This is a genomic window from Flavobacterium johnsoniae UW101, assembly GCF_000016645.1.
Taxonomy (GTDB): Bacteria; Bacteroidota; Bacteroidia; order Flavobacteriales; family Flavobacteriaceae; genus Flavobacterium; species Flavobacterium johnsoniae.
In genome coordinates this window covers 4,280,222-4,295,864 of record NC_009441.1, presented here as the reverse complement: position 1 = coordinate 4,295,864, position 15,643 = coordinate 4,280,222, and the positions used below count along the sequence as shown (strand labels likewise).

Annotated in this window: 15 protein-coding genes; 10 read left to right on the top strand and 5 right to left on the bottom strand. The window is 33.3% G+C overall.

Annotated elements, in window-relative coordinates; all coding sequences use genetic code 11:
• Positions 1 to 175 precede the first annotated feature (175 nt).
• The 5 genes from FJOH_RS18615 to FJOH_RS18595 all read right to left on the bottom strand — a co-directional run bounded on the left by FJOH_RS18615 (position 176) and on the right by FJOH_RS18595 (position 7,226).
• Positions 176 to 1,150, bottom strand: coding sequence for a hypothetical protein (locus FJOH_RS18615; protein WP_012025579.1), 975 nt, complete (start codon positions 1,148 to 1,150; stop codon positions 176 to 178).
• Positions 1,151 to 1,505: 355 nt separating this feature from the next.
• Positions 1,506 to 2,501 carry a competence protein CoiA family protein gene (locus FJOH_RS18610; RefSeq protein WP_012025578.1) on the bottom strand — a complete coding sequence of 332 codons (996 nt, stop codon included), beginning with the start codon at positions 2,499 to 2,501 and terminating at the stop codon, positions 1,506 to 1,508.
• 160 nt (positions 2,502 to 2,661) lie between these two features.
• Complete coding sequence (locus FJOH_RS18605) at positions 2,662 to 3,816, bottom strand: hypothetical protein (RefSeq protein ID WP_012025577.1); 1,155 nt, start codon at positions 3,814 to 3,816, stop codon at positions 2,662 to 2,664.
• A gap of 48 nt (positions 3,817 to 3,864) precedes the next feature.
• On the bottom strand, positions 3,865 to 5,073 hold the full coding sequence (locus FJOH_RS18600; RefSeq protein ID WP_012025576.1) for a hypothetical protein: 1,209 nt from the start codon (positions 5,071 to 5,073) through the stop codon (positions 3,865 to 3,867).
• Positions 5,074 to 6,269: 1,196 nt separating this feature from the next.
• Positions 6,270 to 7,226, bottom strand: coding sequence for a hypothetical protein (locus FJOH_RS18595; RefSeq protein ID WP_012025575.1), 957 nt, complete (start codon positions 7,224 to 7,226; stop codon positions 6,270 to 6,272).
• A gap of 235 nt (positions 7,227 to 7,461) precedes the next feature.
• On the opposite strand from FJOH_RS18595, the gene FJOH_RS18590 reads away from it, so the two are divergent.
• The 10 genes from FJOH_RS18590 (at position 7,462) to FJOH_RS18545 (ending at position 15,119) form a co-directional block, all read left to right on the top strand.
• Complete coding sequence (locus FJOH_RS18590) at positions 7,462 to 8,016, top strand: helix-turn-helix domain-containing protein (protein ID WP_012025574.1); 555 nt, start codon at positions 7,462 to 7,464, stop codon at positions 8,014 to 8,016.
• Positions 8,013 to 9,272 carry a site-specific integrase gene (locus FJOH_RS18585; RefSeq protein ID WP_012025573.1) on the top strand — a complete coding sequence of 420 codons (1,260 nt, stop codon included), beginning with the start codon at positions 8,013 to 8,015 and terminating at the stop codon, positions 9,270 to 9,272. Before FJOH_RS18590 ends, FJOH_RS18585 begins: the two co-directional genes overlap by 4 nt.
• Positions 9,269 to 10,006 (top strand): hypothetical protein, encoded by a 738-nt coding sequence (locus FJOH_RS18580; RefSeq protein WP_012025572.1) that lies wholly within the window; start codon positions 9,269 to 9,271, stop codon positions 10,004 to 10,006. Before FJOH_RS18585 ends, FJOH_RS18580 begins: the two co-directional genes overlap by 4 nt.
• A 109-nt stretch (positions 10,007 to 10,115) precedes the next feature.
• The gene (locus FJOH_RS18575) at positions 10,116 to 10,454 is read left to right on the top strand and encodes a helix-turn-helix domain-containing protein (RefSeq protein ID WP_012025571.1); all 339 of its coding nucleotides are present in this window, start codon (positions 10,116 to 10,118) and stop codon (positions 10,452 to 10,454) included.
• A 532-nt stretch (positions 10,455 to 10,986) separates the two neighbouring features.
• Complete coding sequence (locus FJOH_RS18570) at positions 10,987 to 11,541, top strand: hypothetical protein (protein ID WP_012025570.1); 555 nt, start codon at positions 10,987 to 10,989, stop codon at positions 11,539 to 11,541.
• Positions 11,542 to 11,686: 145 nt separating this feature from the next.
• Positions 11,687 to 12,316: a hypothetical protein gene (locus tag FJOH_RS18565; protein WP_012025569.1), complete on the top strand. Its 630-nt coding sequence runs from the start codon at positions 11,687 to 11,689 to the stop codon at positions 12,314 to 12,316.
• Between the two features lie 181 nt (positions 12,317 to 12,497).
• Entirely contained in the window at positions 12,498 to 12,722 is a 225-nt protein-coding gene (locus FJOH_RS18560) for a hypothetical protein (RefSeq protein ID WP_044047871.1), read from the top strand.
• A complete protein-coding gene (locus tag FJOH_RS18555; RefSeq protein WP_012025568.1) occupies positions 12,719 to 13,675 on the top strand; it encodes a hypothetical protein in 957 nt (318 codons plus the stop codon). Before FJOH_RS18560 ends, FJOH_RS18555 begins: the two co-directional genes overlap by 4 nt.
• Before the next feature lie 134 nt (positions 13,676 to 13,809).
• Positions 13,810 to 14,676 carry a hypothetical protein gene (locus tag FJOH_RS18550; RefSeq protein ID WP_012025567.1) on the top strand — a complete coding sequence of 289 codons (867 nt, stop codon included), beginning with the start codon at positions 13,810 to 13,812 and terminating at the stop codon, positions 14,674 to 14,676.
• 146 nt (positions 14,677 to 14,822) lie between these two features.
• On the top strand, positions 14,823 to 15,119 hold the full coding sequence (locus FJOH_RS18545; protein WP_012025566.1) for a hypothetical protein: 297 nt from the start codon (positions 14,823 to 14,825) through the stop codon (positions 15,117 to 15,119).
• The last annotated feature ends 524 nt before the right edge of the window (positions 15,120 to 15,643 follow it).

Sequence of the window (15,643 nt, the reverse complement as noted above, 5' to 3'; positions counted from 1 at the left end):
AAATAAGTTTTTCGTGTTTCAGTAATACGCTTTTGTGAAAGCCGGATTTATAATCAATAGCTTGATTATAAAATCTGTAAATCCCGCATGTTAAGACAATACAGCCCTAAATCCAAATTTGACATTCTTATTGATGTTTGGGTTAGCACGCAATACATGAAACGAACTTACTTTCCTATTTTGACATTACATAGCTTGCACCATAAGGATCTCTTAAAATAGTAATATCTGAAAAATTTGTAGATATTCTGCCTGTATACTTGCCCCATGATGTATTGAATGTTATATTATTCCCTGATATTGAGATACCGGATACATTAGACTCTCTCTTGCTGGCGCCGTTTGACTTAACCATTGTAAATTTGCCGGTGTAAGAGCTGCCGCTTCTTTTTAAATTCAGCATATGTTTCCAAGAAAAGTTGGCTCCAGCTGGTCTGTCCTCGCCGTTGTAAACACCATCAAGGGAGCAGAAACTGCCTCTGAGGGTGTTTATGTTATTCTGCAGATTTGAGCTGTGGAGCCTAGCGGCATCAACCTCTTTTCGCAGTTTTTTCTCGTACTTATTCAGTGAAGCGCTGTACTCCCCCAGCGCAGGTCTAACGGTATTGAGAAGTGAGAACAGATCTGAAGTGAATAAGCTTCCATATATCGGCTCTGTTGAGAATAGCGCATAACCGTCGATGAGATAATTTAGCGCGGCAAAGGAACTCTTAATTTTTTCCTTCTCGGTCTCTATTGTCTTTAATTCCTGCTCGCCGACAGCAGATGCATTTGAAAGTTCAGTTTGATAACGGGTAAGGATATCCAAATTTGAGCTCTTGCTAAAGCAGTTATTGAACTGTTCTGAAGAAATTTTATAACGATCGGCAGGAAAGTCAGTAGGAAGTTTTGCCGCTTTTATGTCTTCATCAGCATTTTTATATTTCTGAGCCAGAGCGTGCCAGTTGTCATCTGGTTCAGTTTCGGGTTTTTCACCTGTTTCTTCCATTTTTTTAATTATTGAAGATAGCTTGTTCAGCTGCTCATATCCGTCATTATGTTCTTTTATTGCTTTAAGAAGCTCGCCTGTTAATTTGTAATCGACTTGTGATGTAGCTGGACTTGATAATATTAAAAACACAAGTGACATTAGAGAAGTAAAGTTTTTCATATTTAAATGTTTGTGGTTAATAGATAACAGTTAAATTCAGTTGTTTTACAAAGGTTTTTCAAAGTGATGAGGAAGATTGAAACATATAATACTCTTTTTATATCTTCAGTTATTGTCAATAGCTTTCCAATCATCCGAACATAATTTAAATCCAGTATCAGGTCTGTCTCTCAGAATTTACTTTTAGTTTGAATTATCCAAATTTAGTATTCTGTTTTATTTCATTTATGCGTATAAACACTTGATTTAAAGAATTTGCGTAAATATAATTCTTCGGATTTGCTAAATATCCACAAATACCAAATTCACTTTGTATTAAGCCAATTGTGTAAAATCGTCGTAGTATTTGTCATCGTTAGTATTGCCATTTTAGAATTTGTGTCCAATCGTCATCGTCTGATATTTTTTTTTCGCAGCAATAGCTGCAGTTATATGTGATTTGAAAATCCTGCATCGGCAGTGCCCCTTCATTGGCATACGACAAATAATTTTTTAGTTTAGAAAATCGTCTTATAAATGTGCCGCACTTTGGGCAGAAGTTCGCCTGATATTGCTCGCCTGTAATTTTGCTCTGGTACTCACTGATTGCTGCACCTTTTTCTCTGGCGTATGTAATTTCGGAGGAACTAAATTTTTCCGGTCCGAATAAAAATTTATCTGCCCCATCCTTCATAACGGCAGCTTTCATTGGGCTGTAGCAGTTCCAGCATTTCCCGTCAATTATCGACATAACAATTTTTTTCTGGAAATTACCGCAGACATTGCATTTTGGGTTCAGACAGAATTTAACCAGATCAGGTTCAGTGAGCTTCTCCTTCACAAGATAAATATCGTCATCCGATTTAAGGTTTATCTGGATTAATATTATCTTGTTTTCAAGATAGTAGTTCAAAACACGCTCACTTGGCTTATTGGTCACTACTATTTCAATTGCCGCAAATACCGCATCATTTTCATCTAACAGTGCAATATCTGGTTTGCAGTGTTTTAAATCATATTCTAATCTCACCGATTTTAGTTTCTTAGTATAATTGCCGGTATGTTTTTCCCCGCAGTAGTCGCAGCGCCAGTTAAAACTAAAAGGAGTGCCGGCTTCTAAATATAAGTTTAATCTTTCTGCCGCTAAAGTTTTAAAACCAAAATGCAGAGCTGTTTCAGGCTGGCAGTTTGGCATTAGCGATTTATGAGCAAAATGTGGACGTTTTCTGCGCGGGCCAGTTTTTCCGCTTTTTTTGAGGACCAAAATATTATTGCAGTTCACACAATAATATTGTGTTCCTTTTTGAGCGGACAGTGCGGTAAAAAGGTTTCCTTCCGGGTCTTTTGCAATTGTATATAAAATCTCATTCATTTTGGCTGTCTTCAAAGTATTACTTCTGGCAATCTTCGGCGTGATGAATTAGTGAATCCGTTGGACTGATTTTTTTTATAGAGAGAATTTTTCGTAAGGAAAAATGTCCGTGTAAGATAGCAAACCTGCTTCTGCGCCAAAAAGTCGTTGTGGAGAGTATTTATTCAAGCCAGTTTTCTGGAATCTGAAAGATTTCATTCAAACTTTTTCCTTTCCTGGTTTGAATCTTTCCGTCTTTCGTAAATTGTGCTGATAATTCAATTTTTGATAAATCAAATTTATTCTCGGTAAACGGATGTTCGAAAAAACTATGCTCGGCGTTTGGGATATTGGATGGGAAAACCCTGCTTACAAATACTCCCGAAAGATTTTTCAATCTGGGACCTTTGCTCGTTAGAAATACGCCATCTAATGCATAACCTGATTTAATATTTCTGTTTTCAGGATTTGATGACCAGGAAATTGACTGGGAACCCCATACTGCTGTTTTAGCATCCCAATCCATTGAGCCTTTTGATGCCAGCATGTTCATACAGACAATAAATGGTTTGTCTAAGTTTCCATAGCGTTTAGCTTTGTTATTTATTGAAGATTTTAAAGCGTCGGAGCTGCCGCCCCAGAATGTTTCAATTGGAAACATTCCGATTGCCCTTTTATTTTCAATTTCTCGAGCAGATTCAATAACAGGCACAGGTTTTACAATAATATGAATATCATCGTTTTCATACTCTATTTCAGGTATTGCTTCAAAACCGTATTTTGTAATTTCTTCAGTTATTTTATCAGGATGGAATTTTGAAATTTCTGTTTGTATATGATCAATTATTTTTTTTGCACTTGGCTGTTTGGCAGTTTTTACATTCAGTGTATCTATTTGAAGAAGAAATCCAGGACATATTATTTTGTCTAAATGATCGTACAGCTCATTTATCTTCCTCTCGAAAGCCTGCTGATTGGCTGATTTATCATTTACAACTTTTGCTTCGATATACACCTCCAGTTCATCTTTTTTAATCAGAAAGTCGGGTTTTTTATCTGTGCTGGGAAGATCAGGATGAATTACAACCTCAAAGTTTAATTTTTTAAATAAAGAATATAGGAACAGCTCATAAAAAGCTGGATCAAAATCTTTTTGAAATCTTTTCTTAAGCTCAAACTTTTCATTTTCTGGATATGATGAAAACCATTTTTCCAGTAAGTCACGTATAATTGTAATATCTTTTCTTGCACTTCGATTATAATAATCATAACTGTTTTCATTGTGATTAGATGATCCATGGAAATCACGTTCAATATGGTCGAATAGTGTATGCATAACTGTTTTAAGTATTGCCGATTAATAATTTATACCGTTTTTTATTCGTTAAATTTTCGGAAAATGAAAAAGCATTAATTCAACCTGAATTTTTTTGTCGCTATCGTCGGGTAGAGTAAATTCATAGTTAATAGAATGTTCGTATGTGTTCTTGATATGTCTGCTGTAATTTTTGTGGCAGCTGATTTCACTTTTTATTGTGCTCACAACACTTGTTATTTCTTTTTGGTCGACAAAAAATATCAATGCTGTTTTAGTGTCTCTATGTGTCAAGTAGCCTAATAATTGGTCAATGCCTTCAGTTAATTTTTTTTGTCCTTTCCAATACTTGCATTCCGCAACAAAGAGATTAGTTCCATCTTTTGCATACTTTAGAAGGATGTCTGTCTTTCCTTTTTTATTGAACGCTTCCCCAACTCCTGTAGCAGCTTCATATCTTGTTTCAAGAAACAGCAGGAAAATATCTCGCAAATCTTCTTCATACTTATCCTTGTATAATGAAGGTTTTCGTTCAATTGCTTTTCCGACATTATACAAAACTTCTCTAATATCTATGTAAACTTCTTCTTGAAGTATTGGAACTTTTTCTTTTGCTACTGTTTTACTTGTTTCTGTTACTGGAGTTGGAATTGCTTTTTTGGTAATAGTTGGCGGCACTAAATATTCGGTAGAATTTGGATTTACTTTCAATCCAATTTTTTCCATAAAATCAAACTTCTTTGACACAATTCCTTTTCTGCTTTCTAAGGCCTGCTGAATTAAATTTTCAAGTCTGTCATTCCAAGGTTTAATTTCATCGTGTATTGCGGGTAAGTTTGTGCTTACAGTGCTGATAATTTCGTTTACTTCTGAAAAGTAAGCCTTCTCGTCAAACTGAGTCAGCGTGATTGTTGCCTTGATATTAGTATTGCCAATAACAACATTATCCTCAAGATAAACTATCGTGGATCGCGAAGGCATGCAGTAAAATAACTTATGGTTTCCCTCAAATGGAATCGTAACCGTAATCTCCAGAACATTCTGGTTATACAATTGTCCCCAAGGATTGTACATTTTTTTTGTTGTTTCTATTGGCTGTGAGGGTTTTGGCTCACCTATAATAATTGGAAAAATGGTGAATTCAGATTTTAGCCTTTCAGCAAGTTCGGAAATATTAGTGCTATCAGTTATTTCCAATTTGTCTATTCGCTCGAAAAGATTATTTCTGTATTCCCCTATAAAATGGCCTAGATGATATTTTCTGAATAATTCGCTCATTGTTTTTTATTTCTTTTTTGTCTTTCTACACTGACCCTTATAGCCGGTCAGCAGATAATCTCTTTCAATGCACTTGTCCATTCTAAGTCCGAAGGTGAATCGAAAACTTCTTTAAAGTTCAATGCATTGTTAGTGGGATTAATGTGTATGAGAGTTATGTTTTTATAAATCATTTGATGATCAACAATATTATATCGCCTCATAATTATAAAATGTTTTTATCAATGTGAAAAATTATAACTGTAACATAAATCCTAGAACAAAGGTGTCGAAATGATTTGTATTTATTTTACGGAAAACCATATCCTTATCTGCATAATTTTTCAAAAATATCAATTATGTTGTATAAAGGAACAAGTATATTTACTTGATTTCCGGTGAGAAAATTAAGTGTTTTTAATTTTTTGCAATTAGTTAAGTTGATAATTCTTTTTGTAATTCATCCTTAAGCTGTCTGCTTTTACTTCCTGATTCTTTTTATCCACAGTATCGCGATTGCTTCCCTTTTCTAGTAATCAAATACCCCGTATGCTTTGTTTTTATTTCAGGAGCAAAGGTAGTCCGTGTCCTTTACCAAAAGCAAGGCCGGGCCTTTCAGGTCTTTGCAAAAAATCTCCATCCATGCGGTGTGCCTGCCGGTATTTTTCCCTTCTCTGTACTTTGCGGGTTGTCCTTTATCAAATGTAAAGAGGATAGCTACGATATTTTTACAGAATAAGGATCTGCAATTATAAAACAGCGATCAGGTAATCAGGGCGGTAGGAGTGAGTCATTTTATTTTTGCTGATCTAAAGCGCCAAATAGCATTTCGATCATTGAGCGAATCTTTCTTTTGCTGTCAGGAATATTATAGGTTTTTCTCTTTGATGTAGTAGTGGGCAGAATTCTGCATGTACTCCGTTAACCCGGTATTGGGAATGCTTACCAGAATTCTAGGACTTATATTATTTTTAGTTTTAATATTATTTTTTTTTGGAGCTTTTTCCCGCTATCCGTTTCAATCTTTTGTGCCGAACCTCGGCAAAAAAGGATTTCCACTGCTATCGGGGCTACGGTGGGGACGCTACCTATTTCCATCTTTGAACTGCGCCACTGCCATCAAGCCCCATTCCTCGGATTTGCCAAATTATCCAAATACAAAACCATTTTTCCGGTAAGTCTCTTGCCCAAATCCGTCGTAAAATTGTTTGTGGTAGTTATTTTTTAGTCAATTCAGATTCGGTTATTTCAATTTCTTGAGTTGTGCCAGATTTACTAGCAGAGTTCGTAAATCCACAGTTTATTACAATAAAATAATAAGTTTTATTATTGAATTGAAATGATGGTGGAAAAACTTTAGTTGGTTCAGAGAACTTAAAATTAATTTCAACGTCCTCCATATTATATATTATCAAAAAACCAACATCTTTATTATAGTCGTTAGTGTATTTTATAATTTGAGAGAAACCATCTTTAATTCGGTCCTTACCATATTTTTTGGTTCTATCAAATATTTTAATTTCAATAATTAAAGGATCGTCTGTTTCAATTTCACCAATTACATCGGCGCGACCCGAAGCAGATGTCGGAGTAGAAAAGGGATAATCAATACCTTGATCAAATAGAAATAATCTTAAATCATCTTCAAGTATTTGTTCATAATTTTTTGTTGCGGTTTTGTAAGCTGATAAAATGCTATTTTGCGTAAACCATTCTGTTCTTTTTTTATATTTTTCTAGAAGGTAGATAGTTGAATTTAACTTTTCAAGTTTATCGTGTAAATAGTAAAGAATAGGAGAAATATATTCTTCTATTATTTTAGTTTTTGTCTCTTCAAAATCACGACCTCTAAAAAATGTATTATTATGTAAATTGTAATTTCCACTTTTTTCAATAAAGTATTTTAAAAACTGATAACAGTATGCAGACTGATGAGTTTCATTTTCGAAAATTAGTTCAGGAGATCGATATGAACTAGTTCTGCTATTAAATTCTTCCTGTGAAAAAACATACTCTTTTATTGAGTCATTTATCAATGCGTGAATTTGAAGATTAGTGTCAAAATTGCTTATAATATATTTTAATTGAAATCCAAATTGCTCATAAGTGGATCTGTATAATCGATTTTTCCATTCTTGTAAGTTAGTTCGAAGATTGTGGTTTGCATAATTCATTTACCAAAGTTTTTAAATAAGTCAAATAATAACTGATTAACATCAGTTAACAATAAGTGCTAAAGCGCTGTAAACTTAATGTTTACAGCGCTTTTTCTTTTTTGTTCTTTATTGTTTCTGTTCTTTTTTAATCGTTTTTTATCATATATTTGTACCATATTTGTACCTGTCTCTTAGAAGGAGACAAAGTGGGACTTATGTACCCTTATGATACCTTAATGAGGCGACAAAGACGATGAAAAGAACGAACAAACAATGTCTTAACTGCGGAGAGGAATTTAATCCTAAAACCGTCACTTCTGTTTACTGCTCGCATGTATGCAGTAAAAAAGCATACAAACTGAAGATGAAACGGCTTAAAATTGATGAGGAGCTTAAAGCGCTAACGGATAAAATACCCGAGAATAGGGCATTTATCTCTGTTCCAGAAGCTGGCATGCTTTTTGGCATTAACAATAAGTCCCTTTATCGGCTTATAGACCAGGGAAAAATTCCTTCAATTAATCTGGGATCCCGCCTTATAAGAATAGACCGCAGAGTTATGGAAGAGATGTTCGGCCATGCACGTACTCTGCCGCAGGCTGAAAGCAGACTGAAGAAAAAATTATACAGCCTTGAAAAAGAGGACTGCTATTCTATCGGCGAAATAGCTCATAGATTTCAGATATCTGAAGGTTCTGTCTACAGCCATATCAGAAAATATTCAATCCCGACCAGACAAATTGGAAAGCATGTATATGCTCCAAAAAGCGAAATTGATAATTTGTATAACGGAAATGATTTTATATGAAACAATTAGCAAAAACCAAAGTGACCGTGCGTCTTCGAAAAGCAGATGACCGAAAAGAATGGTATGTTTACATAGAAAGCTATCCTGTTGAGGTTTCTGGAAGGAAAACTCCCCAGAGAATCCGTGAATATTTGAACAGAACCGTAACAACAGTGGAGTGGGATAAGAAAAGGACTGCCCGGACAGATGCAGCGGGATCAAAGTCCTACAAACCCAAACGCAGCGATAACGGAATTATAATCTGCAGAAGCGAAAGCGACTGTGCAATAATGTTGTATGCTGACGGAGTACGTAAAATAAGGCAGAAAGAATACGATAATATTGATCTATATACTGATGCTGATAAACTGTTGGCTGAACAGAAAGAAAAAGGAAAAGAGGATTTTATTAAATATGTTGCTGCTGTTGCTGCTAAAAGGCACAACCGAAGTTCAAAATCCATTCGCATCAATTGGGAGCGGTTGGCAGAATTTTTAAAAAGCTTTTCAAATGGCAGCTTGAATTTTTCTCAGATTGACAGCAGAATGGCTGAAGATTTTAAACTGTTTCTGCTGGGCGCGCCACAGGGAGGAGGCAAAAAGGGAACCATTTCCCGTAACACTGCGGGAACTTATTTTGCGATATTTAAAGCGGCTGTAAAGCAGGCATTTATCGACGGATATCTAACAGTTGATTTATCTTCAAAAATAAAAGGCATTCCAGAGGAGGAGTCAAGACGTGAATATCTGACTATTGAAGAATTAAATGCACTGGCATCAACTGATTGTGAAAAAGACGTTCTCAAAAGAGCCGCGCTTTTCTCGGCCCTCACAGGTCTGAGGCATTCTGACATTCAGAAGCTGCGCTGGAAAGAAATAGCTGTAGAAGATGGGATGGCTAAACTGCATTTTACGCAGAAAAAGACAAAGGGTGTGGAATATATGCCTATTTCCCAGCAGGCTCTCCAGCTATGTGGAGAGCCGAGGCTTCCCGGGCAGCTTGTTTTTGAAGATCTTCCAGACCCGTCGTGGATTTCTCGCCCTCTGAAAAAATGGGTTCTATCGGCAGGCATTAAAAAAAATATTACCTTCCACTGCTTCCGACATACATTTGCAACACTGCAGTTATCCAGCGGTACAGACATTTATACGGTAAGTAAAATGCTGGGACATACCAACGTAAAAACTACTCAAATCTATGCAAAAGTGGTAGATGAGAAGAAAAATAAAGCATCAGAAGCAATACAACTGGTATCTTTAAAGAAAAAAGAGTTATGAAAACAAAGTACTTCGAATATATTGCAGTTTACCTGTCTGTATTTTTGGTGTGTGTCTTTGTCGGCATAATAGGGCGAATGGTGCTTCTGGAAAAAGGGGCTGATGAATATACGGCTGGCGTTTTCTTTTGGATCAGTACTGGATTTGGAGTTTTAATGTTTGCAATTCTAAGTTTATTTCTAAACGAATTGGCTGAGAGATTGCTGAATCGTTTTTTGAAGGCAGAAAAAAAAGAATCGCCTGAAAGCCACATCCCAAATGAAGAACAAGAGAAGTGGAAGGATGTTGTATTTAAAACAGGATTGTCTGAAAATAAAGATTCAGCTTTAGATATTGAACAGGTTAGGGAGGAGAGGCAGAATGCAGTCAAAAATCAGAAACAAGCCAGAATTGATACTGCCATCCATTATGCACAGCAGGAGTTCGCGCTGTATGTCTCGGATGATGATTTGAAACAATTGAGTGAAAATTTAATTATATATGCTGAAGACTTAAATTTTCAAAAGATCAAACCCGTAAAAATAAAAGTTCTGTCCAATCTGGATTTGTACCACTTTGGCTGGAATATTTGGAATTATTTTAAAGTAAGCAGACAGGACAAAACCGCAAAATTTTTAAAACTGACCTTTGCTGACGCTTTAAAAGATGTTGAAGAGATCAGCATTAAAACGCATCTCAAAGATGATGAACAGAAAGGACTTATAAAGATTATAGAAAATTTTACTCATCCTTAAATTGAAATAGTTTTAAAAAATACTGTGTTTTTCAAGTGTTTTTGTTGTGAAATGGGACACAGCAAAAACACTTTTTTCATTTGTGCCATAACAATTAAAAGCGATAGGTATGGACATAAATAATATCTCCTTTGAACACCTGCCTAAGGCGGTATCATTCTTAGCGAAAGAAATTGCAGAAATTAAGTCTTTGATTCAAAATGTGCAGATATATGAATCTAAAGAAAAAAGTATTCCCATTGATATTATAGAAGCAAGCCGGTTAATAGGAAAAGCAAAGTCTACAATATATGCTCTTGTTAGGCAGAGAAAAATTCCTTGCTATAAATATGGTAAAAAGTTGTATTTTTTTGAAGATGAACTTTTAGAATGGATCTCTAAATGGAAAAAGAAAACAATACAAGAAATCGAATCAGAAGCATTGAAATATAATCATAAGAATAGATAGATAATAGCCGGCAAGGGGAGAGAAGGATTTCTATCAAGTGAGGTTGCTGCAGCTATATTGCCTTGAAATTGTACTTTTTTATTTTTTAAAATTCCTAATTTTTATAAGTTCGAGAAAAATTTTAGTTACGGGTAATAACTGAATAAATAATGCGATTCTTTTAACGGCAATTGCAGATTTTGCAGAAGGCATATCCAAAAAATTATTATTAGCAACAAAATGAAAAGCATCATTTTTGTCACGCTGTCTATTCGTACTACATATTTTTCAAAAAGTTGAACGCAATTAAGGGACATTCAAGAATTGCTAGAACGTAACAGTAGAATGATTACCGAAATTTAAACCAAGTGATACAAAAAGCTTTAAACTCATAAAAAGCCCTTTTGATGATTTGTAAGAAAAAAAGAATATATTTGATAATATAAACGAAACTAAACCTTCACGAATCTACCGATATTTGGACGTATAAGGTTTTTTTCGTCTATGTGCAGCTATGCATAATTTTACCAAAAATACCAAAAAATAGACCTTTATGAATAGCATAAATCCAACAACATTAATTGCAATATATGGAGCCTTGATTTCAACAGTATTGTTAGCTTATCGCTACATGGAACGTAAAGAACTGAAAAGAAATCTTTATGTTGACATCAGTAGCAGAGTAAAACGAAACGCTAATAATCAATTAATAAATGAAAGACGTGGTGGTTGGTTTTTAGTTGTAACAATAACTAATAGTGCGAAAACTTCAACATATATTGATCGATATTTCTTTAAATCTTATAATCATCGTTTGATTCCTTCTCAATTTTGTGGTTTCGACTTTAAGCATGGAATAATTAACAGTGATAAAGACTTTCCAATAAAGTTAGAGCATGGTGAAAAATTCACAATTGAATATCCTTTGTCAAATAATCAAGGAATTGATGGAAATGAAAATATGGAAAATATTCGAAAAATGTCGAAAACGTGTAAATATATGGAGGCATATTGTTCAGACACTCTAGAGAAATGGCATCATGGAAGACCATTCAATATTGAAATGTTTTGTAAACATTTTGATTTAGTGGAAGAAAATCTTAGATAAAAAAACGAACGCACAACACTCGCTACAAGAGATTTGGGATTAGGTTGAATTTAAATATGTTTTTATACTTATAAAATTTGTGTAAAATGTAAAAATCAGCAAATCTCTCTTAGAACTAAGACGTTAGCAGTAATACTAAAAAATTATGGAGACAACAAGAGCTAAAGTTATTGAAAGAGCTGTTGGATTTGAAGAATTAATATCCCAGTTACTTTCTATGTTATTAGAAGTTGATAAAAATGAATCAAGATCTTTTGGGCATAAAAATATAGCTCTAAGTTTCAACGCTAAAATTAACTTACTAATTGATTTAAAATTTATTCCAAAAGAAATATCTAAAGATTTTCAACTTTTTGCCGAAATTAGAAACAAGTTTGCACATGTTTTATATGTTGACTCTTTAGTGAAGTGCTTTGAAATAATAGAAAGAAGAGATTATTTTCTAAAAAAAGCTTCTGATGATATTTCACAAGTAGACAAAAACGATGAAGCAATTTATTTAACAGCTTTTGAGCTTTTATGTTTTGAACTTGGAATTTGGTTAAGAGTTACTCTTAAAATGATATCAACTAAAAAATCACAAGATTTAAACAAGACTGGAGGAATAGAAATGATTAGGAGTTTTCTTCAATATGATCCCACAAGAAGAGAAAAAGAACTAGATAATTTTATAAAAACAATACAACCTGTAATTGATAAAATAACTCCTGATGAAGAGTTTTTACAAGAGTATGAAAGATTATTGAAAAAAGCCAAAGAACTAAAAGAGGAATGAGTACTATTGCTAACAGCCGTTTGTAATGATTGAGGTTTAGGTTAAATTAAAAGATAGTTTTGTATTTGAAAATTTTTTGTGCTCAATGGAAAAATTTATGCCCCATTAATCCCTAACCGCGTCAAGCACCAGAACTTTGGGGTAATTATGCCTAAAAAAAGGATTTATAAATAAAAAAGAAATGATAAATTTCAATAAAATTTGGGTTGAATTTGAATGTCCCAACTGTGGTTATTCAGATGAAGTACAATTAATTGATGTAAAAACTGAAAAAACAGTTTTTTGTCACAACTGTAAAATTTCTATTTTATTAAAAGATTCGGACGCTTCAGTTCATATTGGAATCGATAAAATGAACAACTCACTTAAAAAATTAAATGACTTATTTAAAAACTTTGGTAAATGAATTATGCAAACCACAATCTTCGAACTAACTTGCAAGAATGGAAAAACCGTTTATATAGATCCACTTATGAGCAATTTGGATTTCAATTAAAATATATTTTAAGTAATTTTGATAATAATCTTCAAATTCACGCCTTGATAAATGATTCAATAAAAGAGTATTTTTTATCACAGGAAGATTTTAATAGCAGAACAAATTCATATCGATCTCACGAGCTAATTTTTGAAAATGAAACTCATCAGTCTGCACACTGTTATCAGTTTTTAAAGTACTTTATTGAAAAAAGTGGAAATTACAATATACATAATAACATGTTTTTTAAAGGTCGTGATTTTGATGACACAAAAACTAAAATAATAGAAGAATATATCTCTCCTATTATTTACTATTTACACGATAAATTTGAAAAGTTAAATTCAACTATCTACCTTTTAGAAAAATATAAAAAAAGAACAGAATGGTTTACGCAGAATAGTATTTTATCAGCTTACAAAACCGCAACAAAAAATTATGAGCAAATACTTGAAGATGATTTAAGATTATTTTTATTTGATCAAGGTATTGATTATCCTTTCTCTACTCCATTATCTGCTTCGGGTCGTGCGGACGTAATTGGTGAAATTGAAACAAACGACCCTTTAATAATTGAAATTAAAATATTTGATAGAACAAAAAAATATGGTAAGGACCGAATTAAAGATGGTTTCTCTCAAATTATAAAATACACTAACGATTATAATAAAGATGTTGGTTTTTTGGTCATTTTTAATATGGAGGAGGTTGAAATTAATTTTAAGTTTTCTGAACCAACTAAAGTTTTTCCTCCATCATTTCAATTCAATAATAAGACTTATTATTTTATAGTAATAAATTGCGGATCTACGAATTCAGCGAGCAAATCTGGTACAACTCAAGAAATTGAAATAACCGACTCTGAATTGACTAAAAAATAACTATCACCAAAAGCGACAACGAATTTGGGTAATAAGATGTTTTTTTGTATTTGAACAGATTTGGCAAATCCGAAGAATAGGATTATTTAGTTGTAAACCCACTGTAGGAAAGACGTTAGCAAACATTTTAAAAAATGACATTAGTAATCGGAAAAATAGTTCAAGGCTCATTAAGAATTGACAGTGATTCAAAAATCACTGACCCAAATATTCCCTCTAATAGAAATAATATTTTTTCAGGCTTATTAAAAACAATCATTTTACATCCAAGACTTTGCTTTTCATATGCTGGCGGAGTTGATACCGCTCAAGAAGCAATTGAACAAGTTTATAAACTAGAAGAACTAACGATAGACAAAATAAAAAAGTTGCTCCTCGACATAAATAAAAGCTCAAATTATGAAACTGACTTTTTAATTGGCGCATTAGAAAATCAACCTTTGCTTTATAAAATTTCAAATGGTGAGATTGTGCCTTCAAATCAAAATCATTGGATTGGCGATATTTCGGGGTTAAATTTATATCAACAAAACTTTTTACCAAATTTGAAAAGTACTGATTTTAAACATATTATTGATATCCATTCTAAAGCATTCGAAGAAGTTATTTCAAGCAGAAGTATAGAAAGTATTGGAGGATTTCATATAACTGTACATACAACCCAAAGAGGATTAGAATATTTAATGAAAATGTCAATTTCCATTGGACAACCAACTTCAGTAACAATTCAAGGAAATCAAACTATCCCGATACCATTTGGGGATGCTAAAACAGGAGCTTATTCATATAGTTATTTAATATCCAATAATCCTTATCAGCCAGCTATTGGAATACATTTTCCGATGGGTAATTTTGGGACATTATATTATCCTCGTTTAACAAGACAAATTTTAATATTAAAAGAGGTTGATCCTTTTCAGTTTGCAAAAAGAGTTAAAGATGATTTCAAAATAGACTTAACTGGAATGGTAAAAAATGGGGACCACATGACAATGATTTAGAAAAAACTTCTGCTAATATTTGCTACAAGAGATTTGGACAGTTGATTTAATTTGAAAATGGTCTTGTATTTTGGATGTTTTGGCAAATCCGAAATTTTAATTATTTGAAAAGTACATTTGATTTTTTTGAATGAAACAATATTCAGGTGTATCTTAAGGCGGTTGTTTCTACAGAAAAACTTTCTACAGGAAAACATAGCATAAAAAGTGTTTTTAAATATGACGGCGGAGGTTTAGGAAAAGGAGGAACAATAACGCATAACATTGACGATAAAAAAACGGGAGAGGAAAGAATTGAAAGTACGCCTCCGTACGTATATAGCCTAGATGGAATGGACTGCGGGATGGATGAATTTTCTACAGTGAGCGACGCTTACCAAAAAGGGGAAGCCAATCACTTCAACGGGGTTATAGATAAAGTGGAAATCAATCACCTGGATTAAACATATAAACTGCTGAGTCTGGCTAAAAGTAATAGATAACCCTGACGGGTTCCTGCTTCCTACAATGATTATCAGAATCAGGACCTTGTCAGGTTTTTACAGAGAAGCTCGTAGGAGAAAAAAATCAGGAATACGCCTTAGCTTTTTGTGGCAGAATTGGCATCAAGTCCAGAACAAAAGTCATCTTTTAAGCTCAAAATTATTTTAGGATGTTTTACTTTTAATTAGTGGATAACTAAAAAGTCTGCTTCAGCTTTTTTGTGAAAAACCATCAATTTGATAACTCTAAAATTATTTTAAGGACAAGAAGTATAATTTTTATCTGATCAAGAGAAATTGAATATTTAAGATTAAATTTTTGGAATAATTTATCAAAAATATTAAGAGCCTTATTAGATATAGAATTTTGGCTTTTCTTGATTCCTAGCGAATGTTTATTGCGACGATTGCATTTTTTGTTTTTTAACTTTTTTATTCTCATGATCTGTAATATTTACTTTGTTAGACATTGCAAATATTTAGAA

Bases quoted from the DNA above. Each gene is read 5' to 3' on its own strand.
- FJOH_RS18605 (WP_012025577.1), bottom strand. From the start codon at position 3,816: ATGCATACACTATTCGACCATATTGAACGTGATTTCCATGGATCATCT.
- FJOH_RS18610 (WP_012025578.1), bottom strand. From the start codon at position 2,501: ATGAATGAGATTTTATATACAATTGCAAAAGACCCGGAAGGAAACCTT.
- FJOH_RS18550 (WP_012025567.1), top strand. From the start codon at position 13,810: ATGACATTAGTAATCGGAAAAATAGTTCAAGGCTCATTAAGAATTGAC.
- FJOH_RS18565 (WP_012025569.1), top strand. From the start codon at position 11,687: ATGGAGACAACAAGAGCTAAAGTTATTGAAAGAGCTGTTGGATTTGAA.
- FJOH_RS18570 (WP_012025570.1), top strand. From the start codon at position 10,987: ATGAATAGCATAAATCCAACAACATTAATTGCAATATATGGAGCCTTG.
- FJOH_RS18560 (WP_044047871.1), top strand. From the start codon at position 12,498: ATGATAAATTTCAATAAAATTTGGGTTGAATTTGAATGTCCCAACTGT.
- FJOH_RS18575 (WP_012025571.1), top strand. From the start codon at position 10,116: ATGGACATAAATAATATCTCCTTTGAACACCTGCCTAAGGCGGTATCA.
- FJOH_RS18595 (WP_012025575.1), bottom strand. From the start codon at position 7,226: ATGAATTATGCAAACCACAATCTTCGAACTAACTTACAAGAATGGAAA.
- FJOH_RS18580 (WP_012025572.1), top strand. From the start codon at position 9,269: ATGAAAACAAAGTACTTCGAATATATTGCAGTTTACCTGTCTGTATTT.
- FJOH_RS18600 (WP_012025576.1), bottom strand. From the start codon at position 5,073: ATGAGCGAATTATTCAGAAAATATCATCTAGGCCATTTTATAGGGGAA.
- FJOH_RS18555 (WP_012025568.1), top strand. From the start codon at position 12,719: ATGAATTATGCAAACCACAATCTTCGAACTAACTTGCAAGAATGGAAA.
- FJOH_RS18585 (WP_012025573.1), top strand. From the start codon at position 8,013: ATGAAACAATTAGCAAAAACCAAAGTGACCGTGCGTCTTCGAAAAGCA.
- FJOH_RS18615 (WP_012025579.1), bottom strand. From the start codon at position 1,150: ATGAAAAACTTTACTTCTCTAATGTCACTTGTGTTTTTAATATTATCA.
- FJOH_RS18590 (WP_012025574.1), top strand. From the start codon at position 7,462: ATGAAAAGAACGAACAAACAATGTCTTAACTGCGGAGAGGAATTTAAT.